General features: G+C 66.9%; 19 protein-coding genes. 14 read left to right on the forward strand and 5 right to left on the reverse strand.

Annotation, left to right across the window (positions count from 1 at the left end):
- The first annotated feature begins 5 nt into the window (after window positions 1-5).
- Complete coding sequence (locus ASE91_RS17280; protein ID WP_056628415.1) at window positions 6-992, forward strand: quinone-dependent dihydroorotate dehydrogenase; 987 nt, start codon at window positions 6-8, stop codon at window positions 990-992.
- Window positions 992-1,669 carry an HPP family protein gene (locus ASE91_RS17285; protein ID WP_056628418.1) on the forward strand — a complete coding sequence of 226 codons (678 nt, stop codon included), beginning with the start codon at window positions 992-994 and terminating at the stop codon, window positions 1,667-1,669. Before ASE91_RS17280 ends, ASE91_RS17285 begins: the two co-directional genes overlap by 1 nt.
- Window positions 1,670-1,888: 219 nt before the next feature.
- Here ASE91_RS17285 and ASE91_RS17290 read toward each other — a convergent pair whose 3' ends face one another.
- Window positions 1,889-3,622 carry a gamma-glutamyltransferase family protein gene (locus tag ASE91_RS17290; protein ID WP_056628421.1) on the reverse strand — a complete coding sequence of 578 codons (1,734 nt, stop codon included), beginning with the start codon at window positions 3,620-3,622 and terminating at the stop codon, window positions 1,889-1,891.
- Between the two features lie 103 nt (window positions 3,623-3,725).
- Here ASE91_RS17290 and ASE91_RS17295 point away from each other — a divergent pair, with 103 nt between their 5' ends.
- The 4 genes from ASE91_RS17295 (at window position 3,726) to ASE91_RS17310 (ending at window position 7,804) form a co-directional block, all read left to right on the forward strand.
- A complete protein-coding gene (locus tag ASE91_RS17295) occupies window positions 3,726-5,516 on the forward strand; it encodes an AMP-dependent synthetase/ligase (protein ID WP_056628423.1) in 1,791 nt (596 codons plus the stop codon).
- Complete coding sequence (locus tag ASE91_RS17300) at window positions 5,513-5,833, forward strand: low molecular weight protein tyrosine phosphatase family protein (RefSeq protein ID WP_056628429.1); 321 nt, start codon at window positions 5,513-5,515, stop codon at window positions 5,831-5,833. The genes ASE91_RS17295 and ASE91_RS17300 overlap by 4 nt, the downstream gene beginning before the upstream one ends.
- Window positions 5,834-6,128: 295 nt before the next feature.
- The gene (locus tag ASE91_RS17305; protein ID WP_156357899.1) at window positions 6,129-6,545 is read left to right on the forward strand and encodes a hypothetical protein; all 417 of its coding nucleotides are present in this window, start codon (window positions 6,129-6,131) and stop codon (window positions 6,543-6,545) included.
- A gap of 38 nt (window positions 6,546-6,583) precedes the next feature.
- A complete protein-coding gene (locus ASE91_RS17310; RefSeq protein WP_056628438.1) occupies window positions 6,584-7,804 on the forward strand; it encodes an MFS transporter in 1,221 nt (406 codons plus the stop codon).
- 270 nt (window positions 7,805-8,074) lie between these two features.
- Here ASE91_RS17310 and ASE91_RS17315 read toward each other — a convergent pair whose 3' ends face one another.
- Together ASE91_RS17315 and ASE91_RS17320 are read right to left on the reverse strand one after the other, a co-directional pair.
- Window positions 8,075-10,852: a M16 family metallopeptidase gene (locus ASE91_RS17315; RefSeq protein ID WP_056628866.1), complete on the reverse strand. Its 2,778-nt coding sequence runs from the start codon at window positions 10,850-10,852 to the stop codon at window positions 8,075-8,077.
- A 248-nt stretch (window positions 10,853-11,100) separates the two neighbouring features.
- Complete coding sequence (locus tag ASE91_RS17320; protein ID WP_056628869.1) at window positions 11,101-11,820, reverse strand: Crp/Fnr family transcriptional regulator; 720 nt, start codon at window positions 11,818-11,820, stop codon at window positions 11,101-11,103.
- A gap of 135 nt (window positions 11,821-11,955) precedes the next feature.
- On the opposite strand from ASE91_RS17320, the gene ASE91_RS17325 reads away from it, so the two are divergent.
- The 7 genes from ASE91_RS17325 (at window position 11,956) to ASE91_RS17355 (ending at window position 16,040) form a co-directional block, all read left to right on the forward strand.
- Window positions 11,956-12,531 carry a NifU family protein gene (locus ASE91_RS17325; RefSeq protein WP_056628871.1) on the forward strand — a complete coding sequence of 192 codons (576 nt, stop codon included), beginning with the start codon at window positions 11,956-11,958 and terminating at the stop codon, window positions 12,529-12,531.
- Window positions 12,531-13,121 (forward strand): malonic semialdehyde reductase, encoded by a 591-nt coding sequence (locus ASE91_RS17330; protein WP_056004527.1) that lies wholly within the window; start codon window positions 12,531-12,533, stop codon window positions 13,119-13,121. Before ASE91_RS17325 ends, ASE91_RS17330 begins: the two co-directional genes overlap by 1 nt.
- Window positions 13,122-13,128: 7 nt before the next feature.
- On the forward strand, window positions 13,129-13,746 hold the full coding sequence (gene tsaB, locus ASE91_RS17335) for a tRNA (adenosine(37)-N6)-threonylcarbamoyltransferase complex dimerization subunit type 1 TsaB (RefSeq protein ID WP_056004525.1): 618 nt from the start codon (window positions 13,129-13,131) through the stop codon (window positions 13,744-13,746).
- Window positions 13,743-14,255: a GNAT family N-acetyltransferase gene (locus ASE91_RS17340; RefSeq protein ID WP_056004523.1), complete on the forward strand. Its 513-nt coding sequence runs from the start codon at window positions 13,743-13,745 to the stop codon at window positions 14,253-14,255. The genes tsaB and ASE91_RS17340 overlap by 4 nt, the downstream gene beginning before the upstream one ends.
- Window positions 14,256-14,359: 104 nt before the next feature.
- Window positions 14,360-14,773, forward strand: a complete 414-nt coding sequence (locus ASE91_RS17345; RefSeq protein WP_056004521.1) for a MucR family transcriptional regulator — start codon at window positions 14,360-14,362, stop codon at window positions 14,771-14,773.
- A 117-nt stretch (window positions 14,774-14,890) separates the two neighbouring features.
- Window positions 14,891-15,313 carry a Fur family transcriptional regulator gene (locus ASE91_RS17350; RefSeq protein WP_056004519.1) on the forward strand — a complete coding sequence of 141 codons (423 nt, stop codon included), beginning with the start codon at window positions 14,891-14,893 and terminating at the stop codon, window positions 15,311-15,313.
- 4 nt (window positions 15,314-15,317) lie between these two features.
- A complete protein-coding gene (locus ASE91_RS17355; RefSeq protein ID WP_056004518.1) occupies window positions 15,318-16,040 on the forward strand; it encodes a lysophospholipid acyltransferase family protein in 723 nt (240 codons plus the stop codon).
- Window positions 16,041-16,080: 40 nt separating this feature from the next.
- Here the strand turns inward: ASE91_RS17355 and ASE91_RS17360 are convergent, their stop codons facing one another.
- A complete protein-coding gene (locus tag ASE91_RS17360) occupies window positions 16,081-17,010 on the reverse strand; it encodes a Gfo/Idh/MocA family protein (protein WP_082454096.1) in 930 nt (309 codons plus the stop codon).
- A gap of 70 nt (window positions 17,011-17,080) precedes the next feature.
- Complete coding sequence (locus tag ASE91_RS17365) at window positions 17,081-17,836, reverse strand: competence/damage-inducible protein A (protein WP_056628879.1); 756 nt, start codon at window positions 17,834-17,836, stop codon at window positions 17,081-17,083.
- A 64-nt stretch (window positions 17,837-17,900) separates the two neighbouring features.
- Between ASE91_RS17365 and map the strand changes: the two genes are divergently transcribed.
- The gene (map, locus tag ASE91_RS17370) at window positions 17,901-18,728 is read left to right on the forward strand and encodes a type I methionyl aminopeptidase (protein WP_056628440.1); all 828 of its coding nucleotides are present in this window, start codon (window positions 17,901-17,903) and stop codon (window positions 18,726-18,728) included.
- Window positions 18,729-18,858 lie beyond the last annotated feature (130 nt).

Consider the following 18,858-nt stretch of genomic DNA (forward strand, 5'->3'; position numbering starts at 1 on the left):
CGTCCATGGCATGGTATCACCCGCTCCTCTTCGCCCTCGACGCCGAACGCGCGCATTCACTGACGATCGCCATGCTGGAAGCGTGGGGGAAAGCCGGGACGCCGATGGCACCCGGCACCGACGTCGCCCATGCGGTGACGGTCGCCGGTATCCGCTTCCCCAACCCGATCGGGCTGGCGGCAGGCGTCGACAAGGATGCGCGGGCAGTCGCCGGTTTTCTCGGCCTCGGCTTCGGCTTCGTCGAGGTCGGCACGCTGACGCCCAAGCCGCAGCCGGGCAATCCGAAACCGCGCATCTTCCGCCTGCCCGAGGACCGGGGCGTGGTGAACCGCCTCGGCTTCAACAATGGCGGGATCGACGCGGCGCTGGCGCGGGTCGCGGCGCTCACCCCCCGTCCCGGCATCATCGGCATCAATGTCGGCGCGAACAAGGATTCGACCGACCGCATCGCCGATTACGGCACGGCAGTCGCGAAGGCGGCGCCGCTGGCCGATTATGTCACCATCAACATTTCCAGCCCGAACACGCCGGGCCTGCGCGACCTGCAATCGCAGCCCGAACTGGGCCAGTTGATCGCCGCCAGCGACGCCGCCCGCCATGTCGGAGGCAAGCGCGTACCGCTGTTCCTGAAAGTCGCGCCCGATCTGTCGCGCGACGGAATGGAGGTCGCGGTCCGCGCGGCGATCGACGGCGGGGTCGATGGGCTGATCGTGTCGAACACCACCATCTCGCGCCCCGATACGCTGCGATCGGCGAACGCGAACGAGACCGGCGGGCTGTCGGGCGCACCGCTCGCAGGGCTGGCGCTCGCCAAGCTGGTCGAGGCGCGCGAGATCGCGGGCGGCGCGATCCCGCTGATTTCGGCGGGTGGCGTCGGATCGGCGGACGAGGCGCGGCGGCGGCTCGATGCCGGGGCCAGCCTCGTCCAGCTGTACAGCGCGCTCGTCTACGAAGGCCCCGGCCTCGCCCGGCGGATCGTCGCCGGATTGTGATGCGGCTGTTCCGGCCGCTGCTCGCCAATGCCGGGTTCGGGCGGCGGATCATCGCCTGCATCGGCGCGGCGATCGGCATCGCGCTGACCATGGTCGTCTGCGCGCAGGTGCCGTGGATCGAAGGCGACCTGCCGATCATCGTCGCGCCGCTCGGGGCATCGGCGGTGCTGGTATTCGCGGTGCCGGCCAGTCCGCTGGCACAGCCATGGCCAGTGGTCGGCGGCAACATCCTGTCGACGCTGGTCGGCGTGGCAGCATTTCAGGCGATCCCGGCCGTGACCGTCGCCGCCGGGGTCGCGGTCGGCTGCGCGATCTTCGTCATGTCGCTATGCCGTTGCCTGCATCCGCCGGGCGGGGCGGCGGCGCTGACGGCGGTGATCGGCAGTGCGGGCATCCATGACGCCGGCTATGCCTTTGCCTTCGCGCCGGTCGGAATCAATTCGATCGCGCTGGTGTCGATCGGTATGTTCTATCACCGGATGACCGCGCTGACCTATCCGCACGAACCGGCGTCCCCGGTCGCGATCGCCGCTGCGGTCGAGCCGGACGGGATCCGGGTCGAGGATATCGACGCGGCGTTGGCCGAGACGCCGGATGCGTTCGATATCGCGCGGGAGGATCTGACGTTGCTGCTCGAACGGGCGGAGCATTTCGCGCGGGTACGGCGGAAGAATTAGGGTTTCACGCGAAGGCGCGAAGAAGGTCGTGCCGCTGGCAACCTCATCCGCGTCAGCGGCCTCATCCATCGCGGCAACGCGAGATACGGTCTGCCGATCGCGACCGCCTCGCCCGGTGCGCACCCCCTCCGCGTCTCCGCGCCTCCGCGTCTCCGCGCCTCCGCGCGAACCCGTCCTGCTTCTTCTTTGCGCCTTCGCGCCTTCGCGTGAACCGACCTTCTACTCGACGATCACCTTGCCCTCGCGCCGCGGATCGAAACCGCCATCGATCTTCCCGTCCCGCACGATCACGCCGTGCAGTCCCGAATCCTCGCCCTGCCCCGGCTGCAACCGGATGCCCTTCGCCGCCAGCGCGCTCAGGATCTGCGGTGAGAATTTCGTGACCTCGCCCTGGAAGCTGTCGCCGCGCGCGACGAGGTTGGGCAGCGACAGCGCGTCCTGCATCGGCAGTTTCCATTCGACCGCGCCGATCAGCGACTTGCCGACATAGGCGAGGATCGCATTGCCGCCCGCCGACCCCAGCGCGCCCGCGAATTTGCCCTGCCGGTCGATCATCACCAGCGGCGTCATCGACGACCGTGGCCGCTTGCCGGGCGCGACCGCATTCGCGGCGGCGCGGCCCTGCGCGTCAATGGGGGAGAAGGCGAAGTCGGTCATCTGGTTGTTGAGGAAGAAGCCGTCGACCATCCGCCCGCTGCCGAAGATGCTTTCGACCGTCGTCGTCATCGACACGACATTGCCCGCCGCATCGCCGACGATGAAGTGCGACGTCCCCGCCGGTTCGCGGGTGGTGTCCGCCGCCACGGTGACGACGCCTGCCGGCACGCCCGCCACCGGAGCCGGTCCGGCGGTCGCCCCGATCAGCTTCGCGCGCGCCGACAGATAGGCCGGGGCCAGCAGCCCGGCGACCGGTACGTTCACGAACTTCGGATCGCCAACATACAGGTCGCGATCGGCGTACATCAGCCGGCTCGCCTCGGCGAACAGGAACCAGCTTTGCGGATCGTTCGGCCCGCGCTGGTCGATATCGGTGCGGCCAAGAATGCCGAGCAGCTCGATCAGTCCGATACCGCTGGACGGCGGCGGCGGGGTGCAGACGATATAGACGCGCCAGTTCGCGCACAGCGGATCGCGCTTGACCGCGCGATAGGCGGCAAGGTCGGCGAGCGTCATCGTGCCCGGCAGCGTGCCGCTGGTCGTGCGCGCGACGATGCGTTTGGCGGTCTCACCGGTATAGAGCGCGTCCGGCCCCTGCTTCGCCAGCCGCTTCAGGAAATCGGCATAGGCATCGTTGGTGAGCCGGTCGCCGGTGGCGGCGAGCGCCCCGTCCTTCCCCTTGAAATAACGCCGGACATCCTCCGCCTGCAATTGCGGGAAGCCACCGGTCAGGAACCGGCCGAGGCGCGGCGAGATGACGAAGCCCTTGCGCGCGGTCCGCTCGGCATCGTCGAACAGCTGTCCCCACGCCATCGCCCCATGATCGGCATGCGCCTGTCCCAGCATCCGCACCGCCCCGGGCACGCCGGTCGCGCGGCCACCGAGCACCGCTTCGCCGAAGGGCAGCGGCTTGCCGTCCTGCCCCAGCAGCATCGTCGGCGACGCCCCGGCAGGCGCAACCTCCCGGCCGTCATAGATCTCGACCTTGCCGGTCTTGGCATTGAAATAGGTCATGAACGCGCCGCCGCCGATACCGGAGCTTTGCGGTTCGACCAGCGACAGCATCGCCTGCACCGCGATCGCTGCATCCACCGCGCTGCCCCCGCGCCGCAGCACCGCCATGCCCGCCTCGCTGGCCAGCGGATTGGCCGTCACGACGAACTTCTGCTGCGCGCCCGCCACTGGAGCGGCGGATGTCGCCGGGGTCGCCACGACGGGCTTGCCGCGCGACAACAGGTTGCAGCCCCCCAGCGACACGGTGGCGAGCAGGGCGGCGGCGATCGTCAGTTTCCTCATGGCCACGGTGTCTACCCAAGACGATCCGCTGCGTCACCCGCGTTCGGACATTGCCGAGCCGGTGCCGCCTGCCTACACCTTGGCCGCAGGAGAAGGACGACGAATGGCCCGGCAGCTCGAACGATTCCCCAATCTGGTCGCGATGTTCTTCACGAGGGCGCGCGAGCGTGGCGACGCGCCGTTCCTGTGGACCAAGGCCGGCGGCCAGTGGGCGTCGATGAGTTGGGCCGAAGCCGCGCGGCAGGTCGCGGCATTGGCGACCGCGCTGAAGGCGATCGGGCTGAAGCGCGGCGACCGGGTGATGCTGGTCAGCGAGAACCGCCCCGAATGGTGCATTTCCGACCTCGCCATCATGGCGGCGGGGTGCGTGACGGTGCCGACCTATGTCACCAACACCGTCCGCGACCACGGCCATATCATCGAGAATTCGGGTGCCTGTGCGATCATCGTATCGACCGAAAAGCTGGCGCGCATCGTCCTGCCCGCCGCGCTGCGCGCCACCAATTCGTCGGAAAAGATCATCACGATCGAACCCATGCGAACCGCGCAGCAGGGCAGTCTGGAATTCCACGACTGGCACGATCTGATCGCCCGCCACCCTGCAGATCCGGCGCAGGTCGCGGCAGATGCGGACTTCACCCGCGACGATCTGGCCTGCATCATCTACACTTCGGGCACCGGGGGTAGCCCACGCGGGGTGATGCAACACCACGGCGCGATCCTGCACAACGTCAACGGGTGCGTCACCGTCATCGCCGAGGATTTCGGCTGGAGCGACGAAATATTCCTGTCGTTCCTGCCGCTCAGCCATGCGTACGAACATTCCGGTGGGCAGTTTTTTCCGATCGGGCTGGGCGGGCAGATCTATTACAGCGAAGGTCTCGACAAGCTGGCCAGCAATATCGAGGAAGTGCGCCCGACGATCATGGTCGTCGTGCCGCGCCTGTTCGAGGTGTTGCGGACGCGCATTACCAAGGGCGTGCAGAAACAGGGGCGGCTGTCATCATGGCTGCTCGACCGGGCGATCGAGATCGGCAGCCGGCCGAACGGCCCGCGCCTGACCGACTATCCGGCAAGGCTGCTGGTCAATCAGTTGCTCAAGCCGAAGATCGCGCAGCGGTTCGGGGGACGGTTGAAGGCGATGGTATCGGGCGGCGCGCCGCTCAATCCCGATGTCGGCCACTTCTTCGAAGCGATGGGGGTGTGCCTGCTCCAGGGCTATGGCCAGACTGAAGCCGCGCCGGTCATTTCGTGCAACCGCCCGGCGGCGGGGATCGAGATGGACACGGTCGGACCGCCGCTGGCCGAAACCGAAGTCCGCATCGCCGAGGACGGCGAAATCCTGGTGCGCGGCGAGCTGGTCATGCACGGCTATTGGCGCAACGAGGCCGAGACGGCGCGCGTGCTGAAGGACGGCTGGCTGCATACCGGCGACATCGGCGAGATCGACGGCAAGGGTCGCATCCGCATCACCGATCGCAAGAAGGACATCATCGTCAACGACAAGGGCGACAATGTCGCCCCGCAAAAGGTCGAGGGGATGCTGACCCTGCAAAACGAGATCGCGCAGGCGATGATCGCGGGCGACCGTCGGCCGTACATGGTTGCGGTGATCGTGCCCGATGCCGAATGGACCCAGCAATTCTGTGCGAAGGGCGGCGCGCGCTGCGACTTCGCCAGGTTACGCGACGACAGCGGCTATCGCGCGGCGCTGGGCGCGGCGGTCGAGCGGGTGAACAAGGACCTGTCGGTCACCGAACGCATCCGCCGATTCATCATCGCCGACGAACCCTTCACGATCGAGAACCAGCAGTTGACGCCCAGTCTGAAGATTCGGCGGCATGTGTTGAAGGACGTGTATGGCGAGCGGCTGGACGCGCTGTACCGGGGGTGAGGAACTGGCTGTTCGTGTGCAGCCGCAACCGGCTGCGCAGCCCGACCGCCGAAGCGATGTTCAGCGAGTTGCCCGGCACGGAGACCGCGTCGGCCGGCACCAGTACCGATGCCGACAATCCGCTGACCGGCGAACTGATCGAATGGGCCGACACGATCTTTGTCATGGAGCGCGTGCATCGAACGCGGGTCCAGCGGCGGTTCCGCCGGCATCTCGGCGGCAAGCGGGTCATATGCCTTGATATTGCGGACAATTATGCCTGCATGGACCCGGCGCTGATGGCGTTGCTGACCAAGCGCATGGCGCGGTTCGTATGACGCCGGGCGGCCAAAGGTCACAAAGGTCACACTCGTACGCGGTTGTTCCAATGTCCGGCGGTCTTCGCGGCCCGGCGGGAAGGCGGGTCGGGGAGCGCACCCCGACCCGCCTTCCCATGCGCGATCTTCCCCGTCCGGGGTCGCTACCGTCCGGTGGCCCCCGGTCGGAAGTCGCAGGCCGGATCGACGTCGGGAAAGAGCGGTTGCCGACGATGCCATGGGACCGAAGCTGTAGGAAAGTCTTAACCATCTTCTGCCAGCCTTCATGCTGCCGATGATGCGAAGGGGCCGGAAGATGCTGGATGCGATCACGAACCGTTCGACGGCTGCCGATCCGTCGCGATCGACCGCCCTGCCGTCCGGCGGCACGGGGTTTGCCGCTGCGTTCCGCTCGGTGCTGGCAGTGCACGACGAACCCGCCACTGGCGGTACCACCCGACACGAGCGAAAGATCGCGACCGACGACGCGGACCGCGTGCGGCTGGACGAGGCGGTGGCGGCGTTCAAAAAGGAGTTGTCGCTGACCCCGGCGCAACGGGTTCGGCGGGACGTGCTGAAAACCATGGACCTGACCGAGGAGGCGATCGAGGCGCTACCGCCGAAGGAACGGGTCGAGGCCGAACAGAAGGTTGCAATGGAAGTCGCTCGCCGGATGAAGATCATGCAGGGTGGTGGGGCGACCCAGGCCTCGTTGACGTCGCTGCCCGATTGAATCCCGCGGACGGTTGAACGCGCAGCCGATCTTCCCATATGGCCCGCTCGAAATGCTGCATCGCAGCAAGGAGCGTGACCGTGACCCCGACCCGTAACCCTGCCCTCGTTCATCTGGCGCTCGCGCTCGGCGGCTTCGCGATCGGGACGACCGAATTCGCGACGATGAGCCTCGTGCCGTTCTTTGCGCCGGGGCTGGGCATCGACGAACCGACGGCGGGGCATGTCATCAGCGCCTATGCGCTGGGGGTCGTGGTCGGCGCGCCGCTGCTGGCGGTGCTGACCGCGCGGATGGCGCGACGGACGGTGCTGATCGCATTGATGGCGTGCTTCGGGATCGCCAATGCGGCGAGTGCGCTGGCTCCGACCTACGAAGCGATGCTGGTCGCACGGTTTTTCAGCGGGTTGCCACATGGCGCCTATTTCGGGATCGCGGCGCTGGTCGCGGCCTCGCTGGTGCCCGCCGAGAAGCGGACGCAGGCGATCGGGCGGGTCATGCTCGGGCTGACGACCGCGACGATCGTCGGGGTGCCGCTGGCCAATGCGCTGGGACAGGCGATCGGATGGCGCTGGGGCTTCGGGGTCGTGGCGGTGCTGGCCGCCGCGACGATGGCGATGGTGGCATGGGTCGCACCGCACGATCGGCCGGACCGTTCGGCCAGCCCGCTTGCCGAACTGGGCGTGCTGCGCTCGGGCCAGTTGTGGCTGACGCTCGGCATCGGCGCGATCGGCTTTGGCGGCATGTTCGCGGTCTATACCTATCTCGCCTCGACGCTGATCGAGGTGACGGGCGCGGGACCGGCGATGGTGCCGGTGGTGCTGGCGGTGTTCGGCATCGGCATGACCATCGGCAATCTGGTCGTGCCGCGGTTCGCCGACCGGGCGCTGATGCCGACCGCCGGGGCGCTGCTGTTGTGGAGCGCGGCGACGCTGGCGCTCTATCCGCTGGCGGCGGGGCAGCTATGGTCGATGCTCACGATCGTGTTCCTGATCGGTATCGGTGGCGCGCTGGGCACCGTGCTTCAGACGCGGTTGATGGATATTGCCGAACATGGCCAGAGCCTTGCCGCGTCGCTCAACCATTCGGCGTTCAATACCGCCAATGCGATCGGGCCATGGGCCGGCGGGCTGGCGATCGCGGCGGGCTATGGCTGGACCTCGACCGGGTTGGTCGGCGCGGCGCTGGCGCTGGGCGGGTTTGCGATCTGGGGGTTGGCGGTGATGGCCGGCGCGCCGGTTCGGCGGGGGGTGGCTGTTTAAGAAGAGTTGGTTCACGCGAAGGCGCGAAGGCGCGGAGGGGTTGCGTCGGCCGCTCCGTCACCCGCGCCAGCGGCTTCGATGCCCGGCCATCGCGTTGCGTCAAGTATCCCGATCGCGGGACGATCGTCTCTGCGCCTCCGCGTGAAACACCTTCTTTGCGCCTTTGGGCCTTCGCGCGAACCGGTTCTTCTTTCGAAGGGGGAGCGTCGGTGGACACCCCCCTCCACCACCGCTTCGCGGCGGTCCCCCTCCCCGTGCCGGGGAGGAGCTTTATTTTCTCTCCGGCAGGACCTGCATCGACCAGTCCTTCGACGGCACCAGATATTTCGCCGCGAGCGCCTGCAATTCTTCAGGCGTAGTGCCGCGAATGTCGTTGATGATGCCGGGGATCGCCGCCAGCCGCGCCGGGTCGACCGTGCCGCCCTGCGTCTGGTTCATCCAGAACATGTTGCCGCTCGACATGCGGGCGATCAACTGGATCACCGGCAGCTTGGCGCGGTCGAGTTCGTCGGCGGGGACCGGCGTCCTGACCAGATCGGCGGCGAGTTCGCGGGCGAGGTCGAAGAAGAAGCCGGTGCGATCGGGCGGCACCAGCCCGATCGCCATGATCCGCCCGCCGCCGGGCAGGCCGACCGGCCAGTTGTTGTCGACGTTCGGCGAATAGCTGACCCCCGCCTGACTGCGCAGCCGGTCGAGCAGCCGGTCGCGGAACACCGCCGCCAGCACCTCCAGCTTGCGACTTTCGGTCAGGCCCGCGCTGCCGCCGCCGGTCGGCCATGCGATCGCCGCCGCCGCCTGATTGGGCTGGCCGCCATGGGTGCGCGTCACCGGTTGCGCGACGTGCGCGGGGAAGCGAACCGGCGGCGGCGGGGTGGCATCTGCGGGGCGCTTCGCCATTGCGCCGATCGTCGCGGCGACCGCGTCGATCGCCGCCTGTTGCGGCACGTCGCCGAACACCTGCACCTCGACCGGGCCGGTGGCGAGCAGCGGCTGCCAGAGCGCCTTGAAGCTGGCCGGGGTCAGCGCCTCGATATCCTTGCGGTCGGGGCTGACCCAGCGCGCGTCGCCGGCGTGGAGCAGTCCTTCGAGATCACGGCCCATGACGCCGTCGGGCGATGCGCCGAGCGCGTCGTAGCTGGCCAGCATCACCGCCCGCGCCCGTGCCACCGGCTTCGGGTCCCATGCCGGCGATTGCAGCTTGGCCGCGATCAGCTTCAACTGATCGGACAGGTCGGCGGCGGTGGTGGTGCCGGCAAGGATGAAGGCGTCGTCGTCGATGCCGAACGACAATCCCATCTGCCGCCCGCCGGTCAGCCGGTCGAGTTCCTCCTGCCCCAGCACGCCCTTCGGCGTCTGGATGCCCGACGCGACCAGCGCGAGATCGGCGGCGAACGCCGGGGTGCGGCGATCGGTCGGCAACGCGTTCAGCCCCCGGCCGAACCGGACGCGGACATAGACCTTGCCCGTCTCCGATTCATTGGGGAACAGCAGCAGCGACGAACCATTGGCGAAATCGACGCGCTCGACCGGGGGATCGGGCAGCGCCATGCTGCGCGTGGTGATCGTGCCGGGCTTGCCGAGGGGGCCAAGCCGGTCGAACCCGATCGCCGCCTGTCCGCCACGCCGCGCGGCGGTGCCGGCGACCTTCTCGGTCAGCGCGGCGGTCAGCTTCGCCTGCGTGGTCGGATCGGGGGACCGGGTGTTGACCAGCGCGCGGGTCGCGGTGCCTTCGAACACCTTCTTCGTCGCTGCCTGCACGCGGGCGGGGGTGAAGAACTTCTTGGTCACCGCGCCTTCGAAGATGCGCAGCGACGTTTCCGGACCGGCGACCGTTTCGCGAATGTCGGTCGCGGCGATCAGGTTGTCGGCGAGCAGTGCGCCCGCCGTCACCGGCGCGGTGCGGACTTCGTTCTCCATGCCGGCGCGGATTTCGGCGACTTCGCGGTCGATATCAGCCTGGGTCGGCGCGGTGCGGATCGCGTCGGCGATCGCCTGCCGCACGTCGCGCAGCGCCGCTGCCCAGTCGTCGCCCAGCGGCAGGATCGACACCTGCGTGATGTTCGCCGATCGCGATACGTCGTCGAGATTGGCACCGGCGGAGATGAAACTCCCGCCGCTACGCGCCCGACTCTCCAGCCGCCGGTTGAGTATCCGCAACCCGATCTGGTCCACCATCCGCTCCTGGTTGAACAGGATCGTGTCGTCGCCGACGGTCCACGGCCGTAACACCGCCATCTGCAACAGCGTCGGGATGGTCGGTTCGCTGACCGTCGCCGCGACCGGCTCGTCGGCCCTGGGCGACCCGAACTTTGGTTCGGCCGGGGCCGGGCCGGTGCCGGTCCAGGCGGAAAAATGCTTCTTGACCATTGCTTCGAGGATCGCGGGATCGGCGTCGCCAGCGATGACGACGATCGCCCGGTCGGGCCGGTACCAGCGGTCGTGGAACGCCTTCACGCTGGCGGCGGTGGCGGATTGCAGCGTGTCGACGTTGCCGATCGGCGAACGGTCGGCGAGCGGCTGTCCGGCAAAGAACAGCGCGCGGGTCGCATCGCCCAGCCGCACCTGCGGCCCCGGCTGCTCGCGCTGTTCGGACAGGACGACCGGGCGCTCGGCGTCGAGCGCCGCCTGGCTGAGCGTCGGTTCGGTCATCATGCCCGACAGGATCTTCATGCTTTCGTCGAGGCCGGTCGGCGTCGCGGACGGCAGGTCGAGCTTGTAGACGGTCTGGGTGAAGCTGGTCGATGCGTTGCTGTCCGACCCGAAGGTGACGCCCAGACGCTGCCACACCCGTTTCGATTCGCCATCGGGGACGTGGACCGAACCGCGGAACGACAGATGTTCGATCAGATGGGCAAAGCCACGTTCGCTGTCGGTTTCCATCAGCGACCCTGCGCCGATCGCAACCCGGATCGCGATCTGCCCCGGTGGTACGCCGTTCTTGCGCACGGCATATTTCAGTCCGTTGGACAGGACGCCGTACGTCCACGTCCGGTCGGGCGGAATGTCGCTGCCCCGGAACAGCCACGGGGTGTCGGGTCCCTGCGCCACCGGTTCGAGCGGCGGAAGCTGACGGATCGGCGCCGACGATGCGGGAGGGGTCTGCGATGCGGGAGGGGTCTGCGCTGCAAGCGGCGCGGCGATCAGGGCCAGGGTCGTGAACGCGCCCGTGGCCAGACGGAACGGAGATACCATAAGTCGGGGTGTAGCGTCGTTGCAACGCCCCGACCAGTATCGACACACGGCGCGAAAGATAAAGCTGTTTCGGTCGCCCGGTTCAGCTTCGGGTCAGCTTGCCGTCAGCGATCCTCGCGCCGGAGATACAGATACGAATCGTCGAACTCGGCCGTTGCCCTCAATCCAGGCATGTCGTTGATCGTCACGCGTTTGCTGCGCAGATCGACCAAACCCCGTTCGCGCATTTCGCGCAGCGTCCGGTTCACGTGGACCGGGGTCAGACCGGTACAGTCGGACAGGTCGGCCTGCGTCAGCGGCAGAGCGAAACCGGTGTCGTCGGCCTGGCCGATCAGTGCCAGCCGGACGCGCAGTTCGCAGATCAAATGGGCGATGCGCTGGATCGCGTTTCGCCTGCCGAGCGACAATTCCCATTCGCGATGGATCGCGGCGTCGAGGGCAGTCAGGAACCAGTAGACCCGCGCCAGATGCGGCTGGGTCTCGGTGATGTCCTTCAGCTTGGCATGCGGGACCAGTACGACGCGACACGGCGTCAGCGTCATGACGTTATGATCGAGCTGCTTGAGGGAAAAACTGTGCAGGTCGAGGAAGTCGCCAGCGACGTGCAGTTCGGTGATCTGCCGCTCGCCGCCCGGCAAATCCTTGTAACGGCACATCAGTCCTTGGAGCAGCAGCGTGCTGGAATGGAGGCGTTCGCCGGCATGAATGCAGGTGTGATGCGCCGCCAGCGACCGCACCTCGCCAAGCGAGTCATAAATGACCCGCTCTTCCTCCGCCGAAATCGTGTCGCGGGCGCGCAATTTCGCCAGATGCGTCTCGATCACCGGCACTTTCCCCTTCTGTCGTTGCCCGGGTCGTACAGGAGCGTAACAATCGAGGCAACGCGCGGTGGCAACGGTGAACGCAGCGTTTCGCCGTACGCCCTTGATCCCCCGTCCGCCGGTCGCCAAATGGGCGGCATGTTGATCGAAACGGAACCGACGCCCAATCCGGCGACGCTGAAATTCCTGCCCGGGCAGGTCGTGATGGACGCGGGTACCCGCGATTTTGCCAGTCCCGAAGAGGCCGAGGCGTCGCCGCTCGCGACGCAATTGTTCGCGCTGGGCGATGTCGTCGGTGTGTTTTTCGGCCGCGAGTTCGTGTCGGTGACCAAGGCACCGGGCAGCGAATGGGCCGACCTGAAACCCGATGTGCTGGCGTTGATGCTGGATCATTTCGGCGGGCGGATGCCGTTGTTCAACCCGACGGGCAGCGCAGGCTTCTCGGTCGCGTCCGACGAACCTAGCTTCACCGACGATCCGGCCGATGCCGATATCGTCGAACAGATCAAGGAATTGATCGAGACCCGCGTCCGCCCGGCGGTCGCCAATGACGGCGGCGACATCGTCTATCGCGGGTTCGACCAGGGCAAAGTCTATCTGCAGTTGCAGGGGGCCTGTTCGGGCTGTCCGTCCTCCAGCGCGACACTGAAGAACGGGATCGAGCAGCTACTCAAATATTATGTTCCCGAAGTCACGGAGGTTCGTGCAGTCTGATGCCCAAACTCGACGATCAGGCACTCGATACGCTGTTTCGCAGCGCGCGTACGTTCAACCATTATACCGACCAGCCGGTGACGGAAGCCGATCTGGCCGCGATCTGGGACCTGATGAAATGGGGCCCGACCAGCGCCAACCAGCTGCCGGCGCGGATCGTGTGGTGCACCTCGACAGAGTCCAAGGAAAAGCTGGCGGCCTGTGCCACCGGTACGAACCCGGACAAGATCCGCGCCGCGCCGGTAACCGCAATCATCGGCATGGACACCGAATTCCACGAGTATCTGCCCGAACTGTTCCCCCACGCCGATGCGAAGTCGTGGTTCGACGGTAATGCGGAGTTGCGGCAGGCATCGGCATTCCGCAATTCGTCGTTGCAGGGCGCGTATCTGATCCTTGCCGCGCGCGCGCTGGGGTTCGATACCGGGCCGATGTCGGGCTTCGATGCCGGAGCGGTCGACAAGGCGTTCTTCGCCGAGACGCCGGCAGTCCACGCCAACTTCATCACCACGCTGGGCTATGGCGACCGCGAGACGCTGTATCCGCGGTCGCCGCGTCCGGATTTCGCCAAGTTCAACCGGGTCGTCTGACGATCACGTGCGAACGCTCGTCATCGAAACCGCCACTGCCGCCTGTTCGGTCGCGCTGATCGACGACGGCGTGGTGATCGCCCGCGACCATGTCGTCGTCGGGCGCGGTCATGCCGAGCGGTTGGTGCCGATGATCGCCGCCCTGCCCAATCAGGGGCGGGCCGACACGATCCTCGTCGATTGCGGGCCTGGCAGCTTTACCGGCGTCCGGGTCGGGCTGGCGGCGGCGCGCGGGCTTGGCATCGGTTGGGGCGTGCCGGTGCACGGCTATTCGTCGCTGGCATCGATCGCCGCAGCCGCGCTGTCCGAACAGCCGGGTGAGGCGATCGTTGTGGTGCTGGACGGCGGCCATGGCGAGGTGTTCCAACAGGGGTTCGACGGTGCGCTCGTCGCCGACGGTCCCGCCGTGTCGCGCAAGCCCGCCGATGCGGTCGCGGCGTTGCAGGGACGGCGCGTCGTTGGTCAGGGCCTTGCCCGGCTCCGCACGGTCGACGCCGCCCTGCCCGACTGCGACCGACTGCCCGACGCTGCCGATGCGGTCTTGCTGAGTGCCGAACAGCGCAACCTGCGTCCTGCCCCGCTCTATGGCCGTGCGCCCGATGCGGTGCCAAGCGTGCGCGCATGAGCGACGTTCGCAGCGATATCGCGCTGGCAACCGGAAGCGCCGCCGACATCGAAGCCGTCGACCGGGTGATGCGGGCAGCATTCGATCCGCGCTTCGGCGAGGCGTGGACCCCGTCGCAGTGCCTCGGCATGTTGTCGCTGCCGGGCGTCTGGCTGACGTTGGCAAGTGACGACGGGCGGGTGATCGGCTTTGCACTGACCCGCGCGGTCGCTGATGATGCCGAACTGCTGTTGCTGGCGGTGCATCCGGCAGATCGAGGGCGTGGGGTCGGGCTGGCGCTGCTGCAACGCGCAATGACCGATGCGCAGGCGCGGGGTGCCGCGCGCCTGTGCCTTGAAATGCGGGCGGGCAACGACGCGACCCGGCTCTACGCCAGCGCCGGTTTCGTCAAATGCGGGGAACGCCGCAACTATTATGCCGGACGCAGCGGTCAGCGGTTCGACGCTCATACCTATGTCCGATCGTTTCCTCCGCCCGTTGCAGCAGCCAGCCTGACACAGGTCGAATGACGTCGGCGGTATTCTAAAAAAGCCGGGAATATTGTTGCGCCTTCCCCATTCTGGTCCGATAGCGACGATGGGCCGCCGGTGCGGCCGTGTAACGAAGGAAGAGCATGACCATTCTTGCGGAGCGCGACGACACGCTCATTGCCCTGACGGCGAACATCGTTGCCGCCCATGTCGGGAATAATCATGTCGAGGTCGGCGATATCGCCGTCCTGATCCGCAGCGTACATGACGCATTGAACGATCTGGGCACGCCGGCCGAACCCGCCGCCCCGCCCGCCGAACCGGCTGTGCCGGTGCGGTCGTCGGTGAAGCCTGATTATATCGTCTGTCTCGAGGATGGGCGGAAGCTCAAGATGCTCAAACGTCATTTGATGACGCATTATAATCTGACCCCCGAGCAGTATCGCGCCAAGTGGAACCTGCCCGCAGACTATCCCATGGTCGCGCCCAATTATGCCGAACAGCGTCGGACGCTGGCCAAGAAGATTGGTCTGGGTACGCAGCGTCGCGTCCGTTGACGGTGCGGGTGCCGGCGTCGGTTTGCACCGGTGGCGGCACCCGCGCCACTTAGCGGCTTTCGCTTGGCGGCAGGGCGCGTTAGTGTCGGGCCATATCCTCTGGACGTACAGGACCGCATGCCCCGCAAGATCGACCTCGAAGCACTGTGCCAACAAAAAGGGCTGCGCATCACCGAACAGCGCCGCGTGATCGCGCGCGTCTTGTCCGAAGCCGATGACCATCCCGATGTCGAAAAAGTGTATGAGCGCGCGTCCGCGATCGATCCGGGTATCTCGATCGCCACGGTCTATCGCACGGTCCGCCTGTTCGAAGAGGCCGGTATCCTCGATCGGCATGATTTCGGCGACGGGCGCGCCCGGTATGAACCCGCCCCCGAAGCGCATCACGATCATCTGATCGACGTCGAAAGCGGCCGGGTGATCGAATTCGTCGATCCCGAACTGGAATTGCTGCAGAAGCAGATCGCCGAACGGCTCGGCTTCCGCCTCGTCGATCACCGTATGGAACTCTACGGCGTCAGCCTCGAACGCAAGGGCTGATCCCATGCCGTTTGGTGCGCGCCTGCGATTGATGGTGCGTGCGGCGGCCATGCTCGCGACGCTGCTGCGCTACCTGCTCCTGCACGGTGCGTGGCGACTGGTCCGGCTGCGCTCGCCATGGCCGCCGCGGTTTCTGGGAGCGTTGGCCCGTGCGATCGGGGTGCGGACGACGGTGGTCGGCACGCCGGTCGCGCGCGACGTGCTGTACCTTGCCAACCATCAGAGCTGGATCGACATTCTCGCCATCGCCGGGGCCAGTGGGAGCGCATTCGTCGCCAAGGGCGAGTTGCGCGATGCGCCGCTGGTCGGGTGGCTGTGCACGCTCAACCACACGCTGTTCATCGATCGCGGCGACCGGTTGGGGGTGGCGCGGCAGATCGATACGCTGCGGCAGGCGCTGCTCGCCGATCATCCGGTGACGGTGTTTCCGGAGGGTACGACCGCACGACCGGGCGAATTGCTGCCGTTCAAGGCGGCACTGCTCGGCGCGATCGATCCCCCGCCACCAGGGCTGCGCGTACAGCCGGTCTATCTGGATTACGGCGATGCGCGCGAGGTGGCGTGGGTCGGTGACGAAGCAGGAACCGCGAATGCGGCGCGTGTGCTTGCGCGGCCGGGGCAGATCGGGCTGACCATCCATTTCCTGCCGGCCTTTGATCCGGCGGGTCTGGGACGCAAGGCGGTGGCGGCGCGGGCGCGGGACGCGATTGTGGCCGCGATGGGGTGAATGACTCCCCTCCCGGACAAGGGAGGGGAGAAGATAACGGCTATTCGCTGAATGCACCGACGGTCGTGCGGCGCCCCAGCAGGAACGCGTCGTTGACATGGACGAAGGGTGACAGGTCGGCATCGCTCACCCGGTCGCGCAGGCATTCGGCAAAGCGGCGGTAGAGCCGCGCATATTCGGCTTCGTCGCCGACATCGACCGCAACCCCGTCGACCGCCATGCGCGACGCGCCCATCGCCAGCGTCAGATGGCCGTCATCCGTTTCGACGTCGATGTCCCAGGTTTGCGGCCCCGTCTGATCGAAGTCGAATTCGACGCGCACCGGCACCCCGGCGGTATCGATGAAGTCGAGATCGGCGGCGATCGGCGCGTCGCGGTTCGACGGGAAGCGTAACTCGGCCCCATCGAGCAGAAGCGGACGCGGCAAGATGCGAGTGATAACCGATAGCGCGTTGATCCCCGGATCGAACACGCCGATGCCCGGTTCCCAGATCCAGGCCTGCCCCGGATGCCAGACGCGGACGTCTTCCTTCCAGTTCACCTCGACGCGGCGGATGTTGCGCTGCGCCAACCACGCGCGGGCGGGCTCGACGGCGGCGGCTTCGCGCGAATGCCACGTCGCGAACAGCACCTTGCCGGCGGTTTCGGCGGCGCGGGCAAAGCCCTGCGCCTCGGACAGCGTCGCGGCGGGCGGCTTTTCGATCATGACGTCGAGGCCGTGGTCGAGCGCCTGCTGGATCAATGACAGGCGACCGCGCGGCGGCGTGCAGATCGAAATCGCCTGCACATCGGGCATCGCGGCCATCATCTCATCGATCGTCTTGAACCCCGGTACACCTTCGGGGGCGGTATGGCCGGTGACGGCCGCCACCAGTTCGAAATCGGGGCTGGCGGCAATATGCGGGATATGCTGGTCGCGCGCGATCTTGCCGATACCGGCCAACGCGATGCGGGTCGGGGCGTTAGCCAACGTCGCTCTCTCCTGTCAGGTTATTAGTCGGACATATCAACCGGACCGCTGCGTTGCAACTGGACTTGCGTCAGATCCCGCCGGTCACCGGCTCACGGCCGGTCCTGCGCAGGCGGTCGGCAAGGTCGGCGATACAGGCGTCGACGACCGCCGTGTCGGTGGCGCGCACGACGAAATTGGCACCGGTGCGACCTTCGCGGAAAAACGGGTAGCTGCCGATCGCGACGCCGTCATGGGTGCGTTCGACGTCGCCCAGGATGTCGGCGACCTCGCTCTCGCCCACCCAGCAGCCGAGCGTCGCCGACACTACCGGCAGGCCACCCTCCAGCGTACCCGTCAAGCTGTCGAGCATCGCTGCGGCGATGTGGGGCACGCCCGCCATGATGAAGATGTTGCCGATGCGGATGCCCGGCGCGCCCGACATCCGGTTTTCGATCAGCTCGCCGCCCTCCGGCACCCGCGCCATGCGCAGCCGGGCATCGGTCAGTCCACCGCGCGTCTCGTAATAGGATTCGAGGATCGCCCGCGCCTTGGGATGGACGACCACCGGCACGCCCAGCGCCGCCGCGATCGAATCGACGGTGATGTCGTCATGGGTCGGGCCGATGCCGCCGGTGGTGAAGACATAGTCGTTGCGCGCGCGCAGAATGTTGACCGCCTCGACGATCGCTTCCTCGCGATCGGCGACGACGCGGACCTCGCCCAGCCGGATACCCTGAACGTTCAGCCAGACGGCAAGCTGGGCGATATTCTTGTCCTGCGTCCGGCCGGAGAGGATTTCGTCACCGATGACGATCAATGCGGCGGTCCAGATGCGGTCGGTCATGACCGCGGACATAGCGCGCGTCCCTGCCCTCGCCTAGCACCACTTCCTCGCTTATATGCAGCGTATGACCGAATATCAGACCGTCACCACCGACATGCCGCTGGCCCGGACCGGCGCGATCAAGCTGCACGATGCCGCCGGGTTCGAAGGGATGCGCCGCGCCGGCCGGCTGGCCGCGCATATCCTCGACGAGGTCACGCCGCATGTCGTGCCGGGCGTCACCACCGCCGAGCTGGACGCGATCATCTTTCGCCTGATGCGGGAGGGCGGCGCGGTGCCGGCGACGCTCGGCTATCGCGGCTATGCGCATTCGACCTGCATCTCGATCAATCATGTCGTGTGCCACGGCATCCCGTCGGACCGGACGCTGAAGGACGGCGACATCGCCAATATCGACGTAACCCCCCTGTTGGATGGCTGGCACGGGGACAGCAGCCGGACCTATTTGGTCGGCAATGTGCCCATTAAGGCGCGCAAGCTGGTCGATGTGACCTATGAATGCCTGATGATCGGCATCGAACATGCCAAACCCGGCAACCGAATGGGCGATGTCGCGAACGCGATCCAGCGCCATGCCGAATCGCACCGCTATGGCGTCGTGCGCGATTTCTGCGGGCATGGCCTTGGGCGATTGTTCCATGATGCGCCGGAAGTGATCCATGCCGGTCGCCCCGGCACCGGTCCCGAATTGCGGCCGGGCATGTTCTTCACGATCGAGCCGATGATCAATATCGGCCGCCCCGACGTGAAGATGCTCGACGATGGCTGGACGGCGGTGACCCGCGACCGATCGCTGTCGGCGCAGTTCGAGCATTCGATCGGGATTACCGAGGAGGGCTGCGAGATCTTCACGCTTAGCCCCAAAGGGTTCACCAAGCCGCCCTATCTGTGATCTCCTCCCGGCCAAGCGAGCAGGTGGGCTGCCAGAAAAAGCGGCACCCTGCTCCTTCGCCGGGCAATATCGACAGCCCCGGCCAAATCCCCGATGATCGGTTCCAAGGCGAATCGCCGGTTGGCACGGT

Source organism: Sphingomonas sp. Leaf62 (genome assembly GCF_001421915.1).
In the GTDB taxonomy this organism is placed as follows: Bacteria; Pseudomonadota; Alphaproteobacteria; order Sphingomonadales; family Sphingomonadaceae; genus Sphingomonas.

Excerpts from the sequence above, each read along its gene's own strand:
- ASE91_RS17280 (WP_056628415.1), top strand. The coding sequence starts at position 6 with ATGGCATGGTATCACCCGCTCCTCTTCGCCCTCGACGCCGAACGCGCG.
- ASE91_RS17285 (WP_056628418.1), top strand. The coding sequence starts at position 992 with ATGCGGCTGTTCCGGCCGCTGCTCGCCAATGCCGGGTTCGGGCGGCGG.
- ASE91_RS17290 (WP_056628421.1), bottom strand. The coding sequence starts at position 3,622 with ATGAGGAAACTGACGATCGCCGCCGCCCTGCTCGCCACCGTGTCGCTG.
- ASE91_RS17295 (WP_056628423.1), top strand. The coding sequence starts at position 3,726 with ATGGCCCGGCAGCTCGAACGATTCCCCAATCTGGTCGCGATGTTCTTC.
- ASE91_RS17305 (WP_156357899.1), top strand. The coding sequence starts at position 6,129 with ATGCTGGATGCGATCACGAACCGTTCGACGGCTGCCGATCCGTCGCGA.
- ASE91_RS17310 (WP_056628438.1), top strand. The coding sequence starts at position 6,584 with ATGGCCCGCTCGAAATGCTGCATCGCAGCAAGGAGCGTGACCGTGACC.
- ASE91_RS17325 (WP_056628871.1), top strand. The coding sequence starts at position 11,956 with ATGTTGATCGAAACGGAACCGACGCCCAATCCGGCGACGCTGAAATTC.
- ASE91_RS17330 (WP_056004527.1), top strand. The coding sequence starts at position 12,531 with ATGCCCAAACTCGACGATCAGGCACTCGATACGCTGTTTCGCAGCGCG.
- ASE91_RS17340 (WP_056004523.1), top strand. The coding sequence starts at position 13,743 with ATGAGCGACGTTCGCAGCGATATCGCGCTGGCAACCGGAAGCGCCGCC.
- ASE91_RS17345 (WP_056004521.1), top strand. The coding sequence starts at position 14,360 with ATGACCATTCTTGCGGAGCGCGACGACACGCTCATTGCCCTGACGGCG.
- ASE91_RS17350 (WP_056004519.1), top strand. The coding sequence starts at position 14,891 with ATGCCCCGCAAGATCGACCTCGAAGCACTGTGCCAACAAAAAGGGCTG.
- ASE91_RS17355 (WP_056004518.1), top strand. The coding sequence starts at position 15,318 with ATGCCGTTTGGTGCGCGCCTGCGATTGATGGTGCGTGCGGCGGCCATG.
- ASE91_RS17365 (WP_056628879.1), bottom strand. The coding sequence starts at position 17,836 with ATGACCGACCGCATCTGGACCGCCGCATTGATCGTCATCGGTGACGAA.
- map (WP_056628440.1), top strand. The coding sequence starts at position 17,901 with ATGACCGAATATCAGACCGTCACCACCGACATGCCGCTGGCCCGGACC.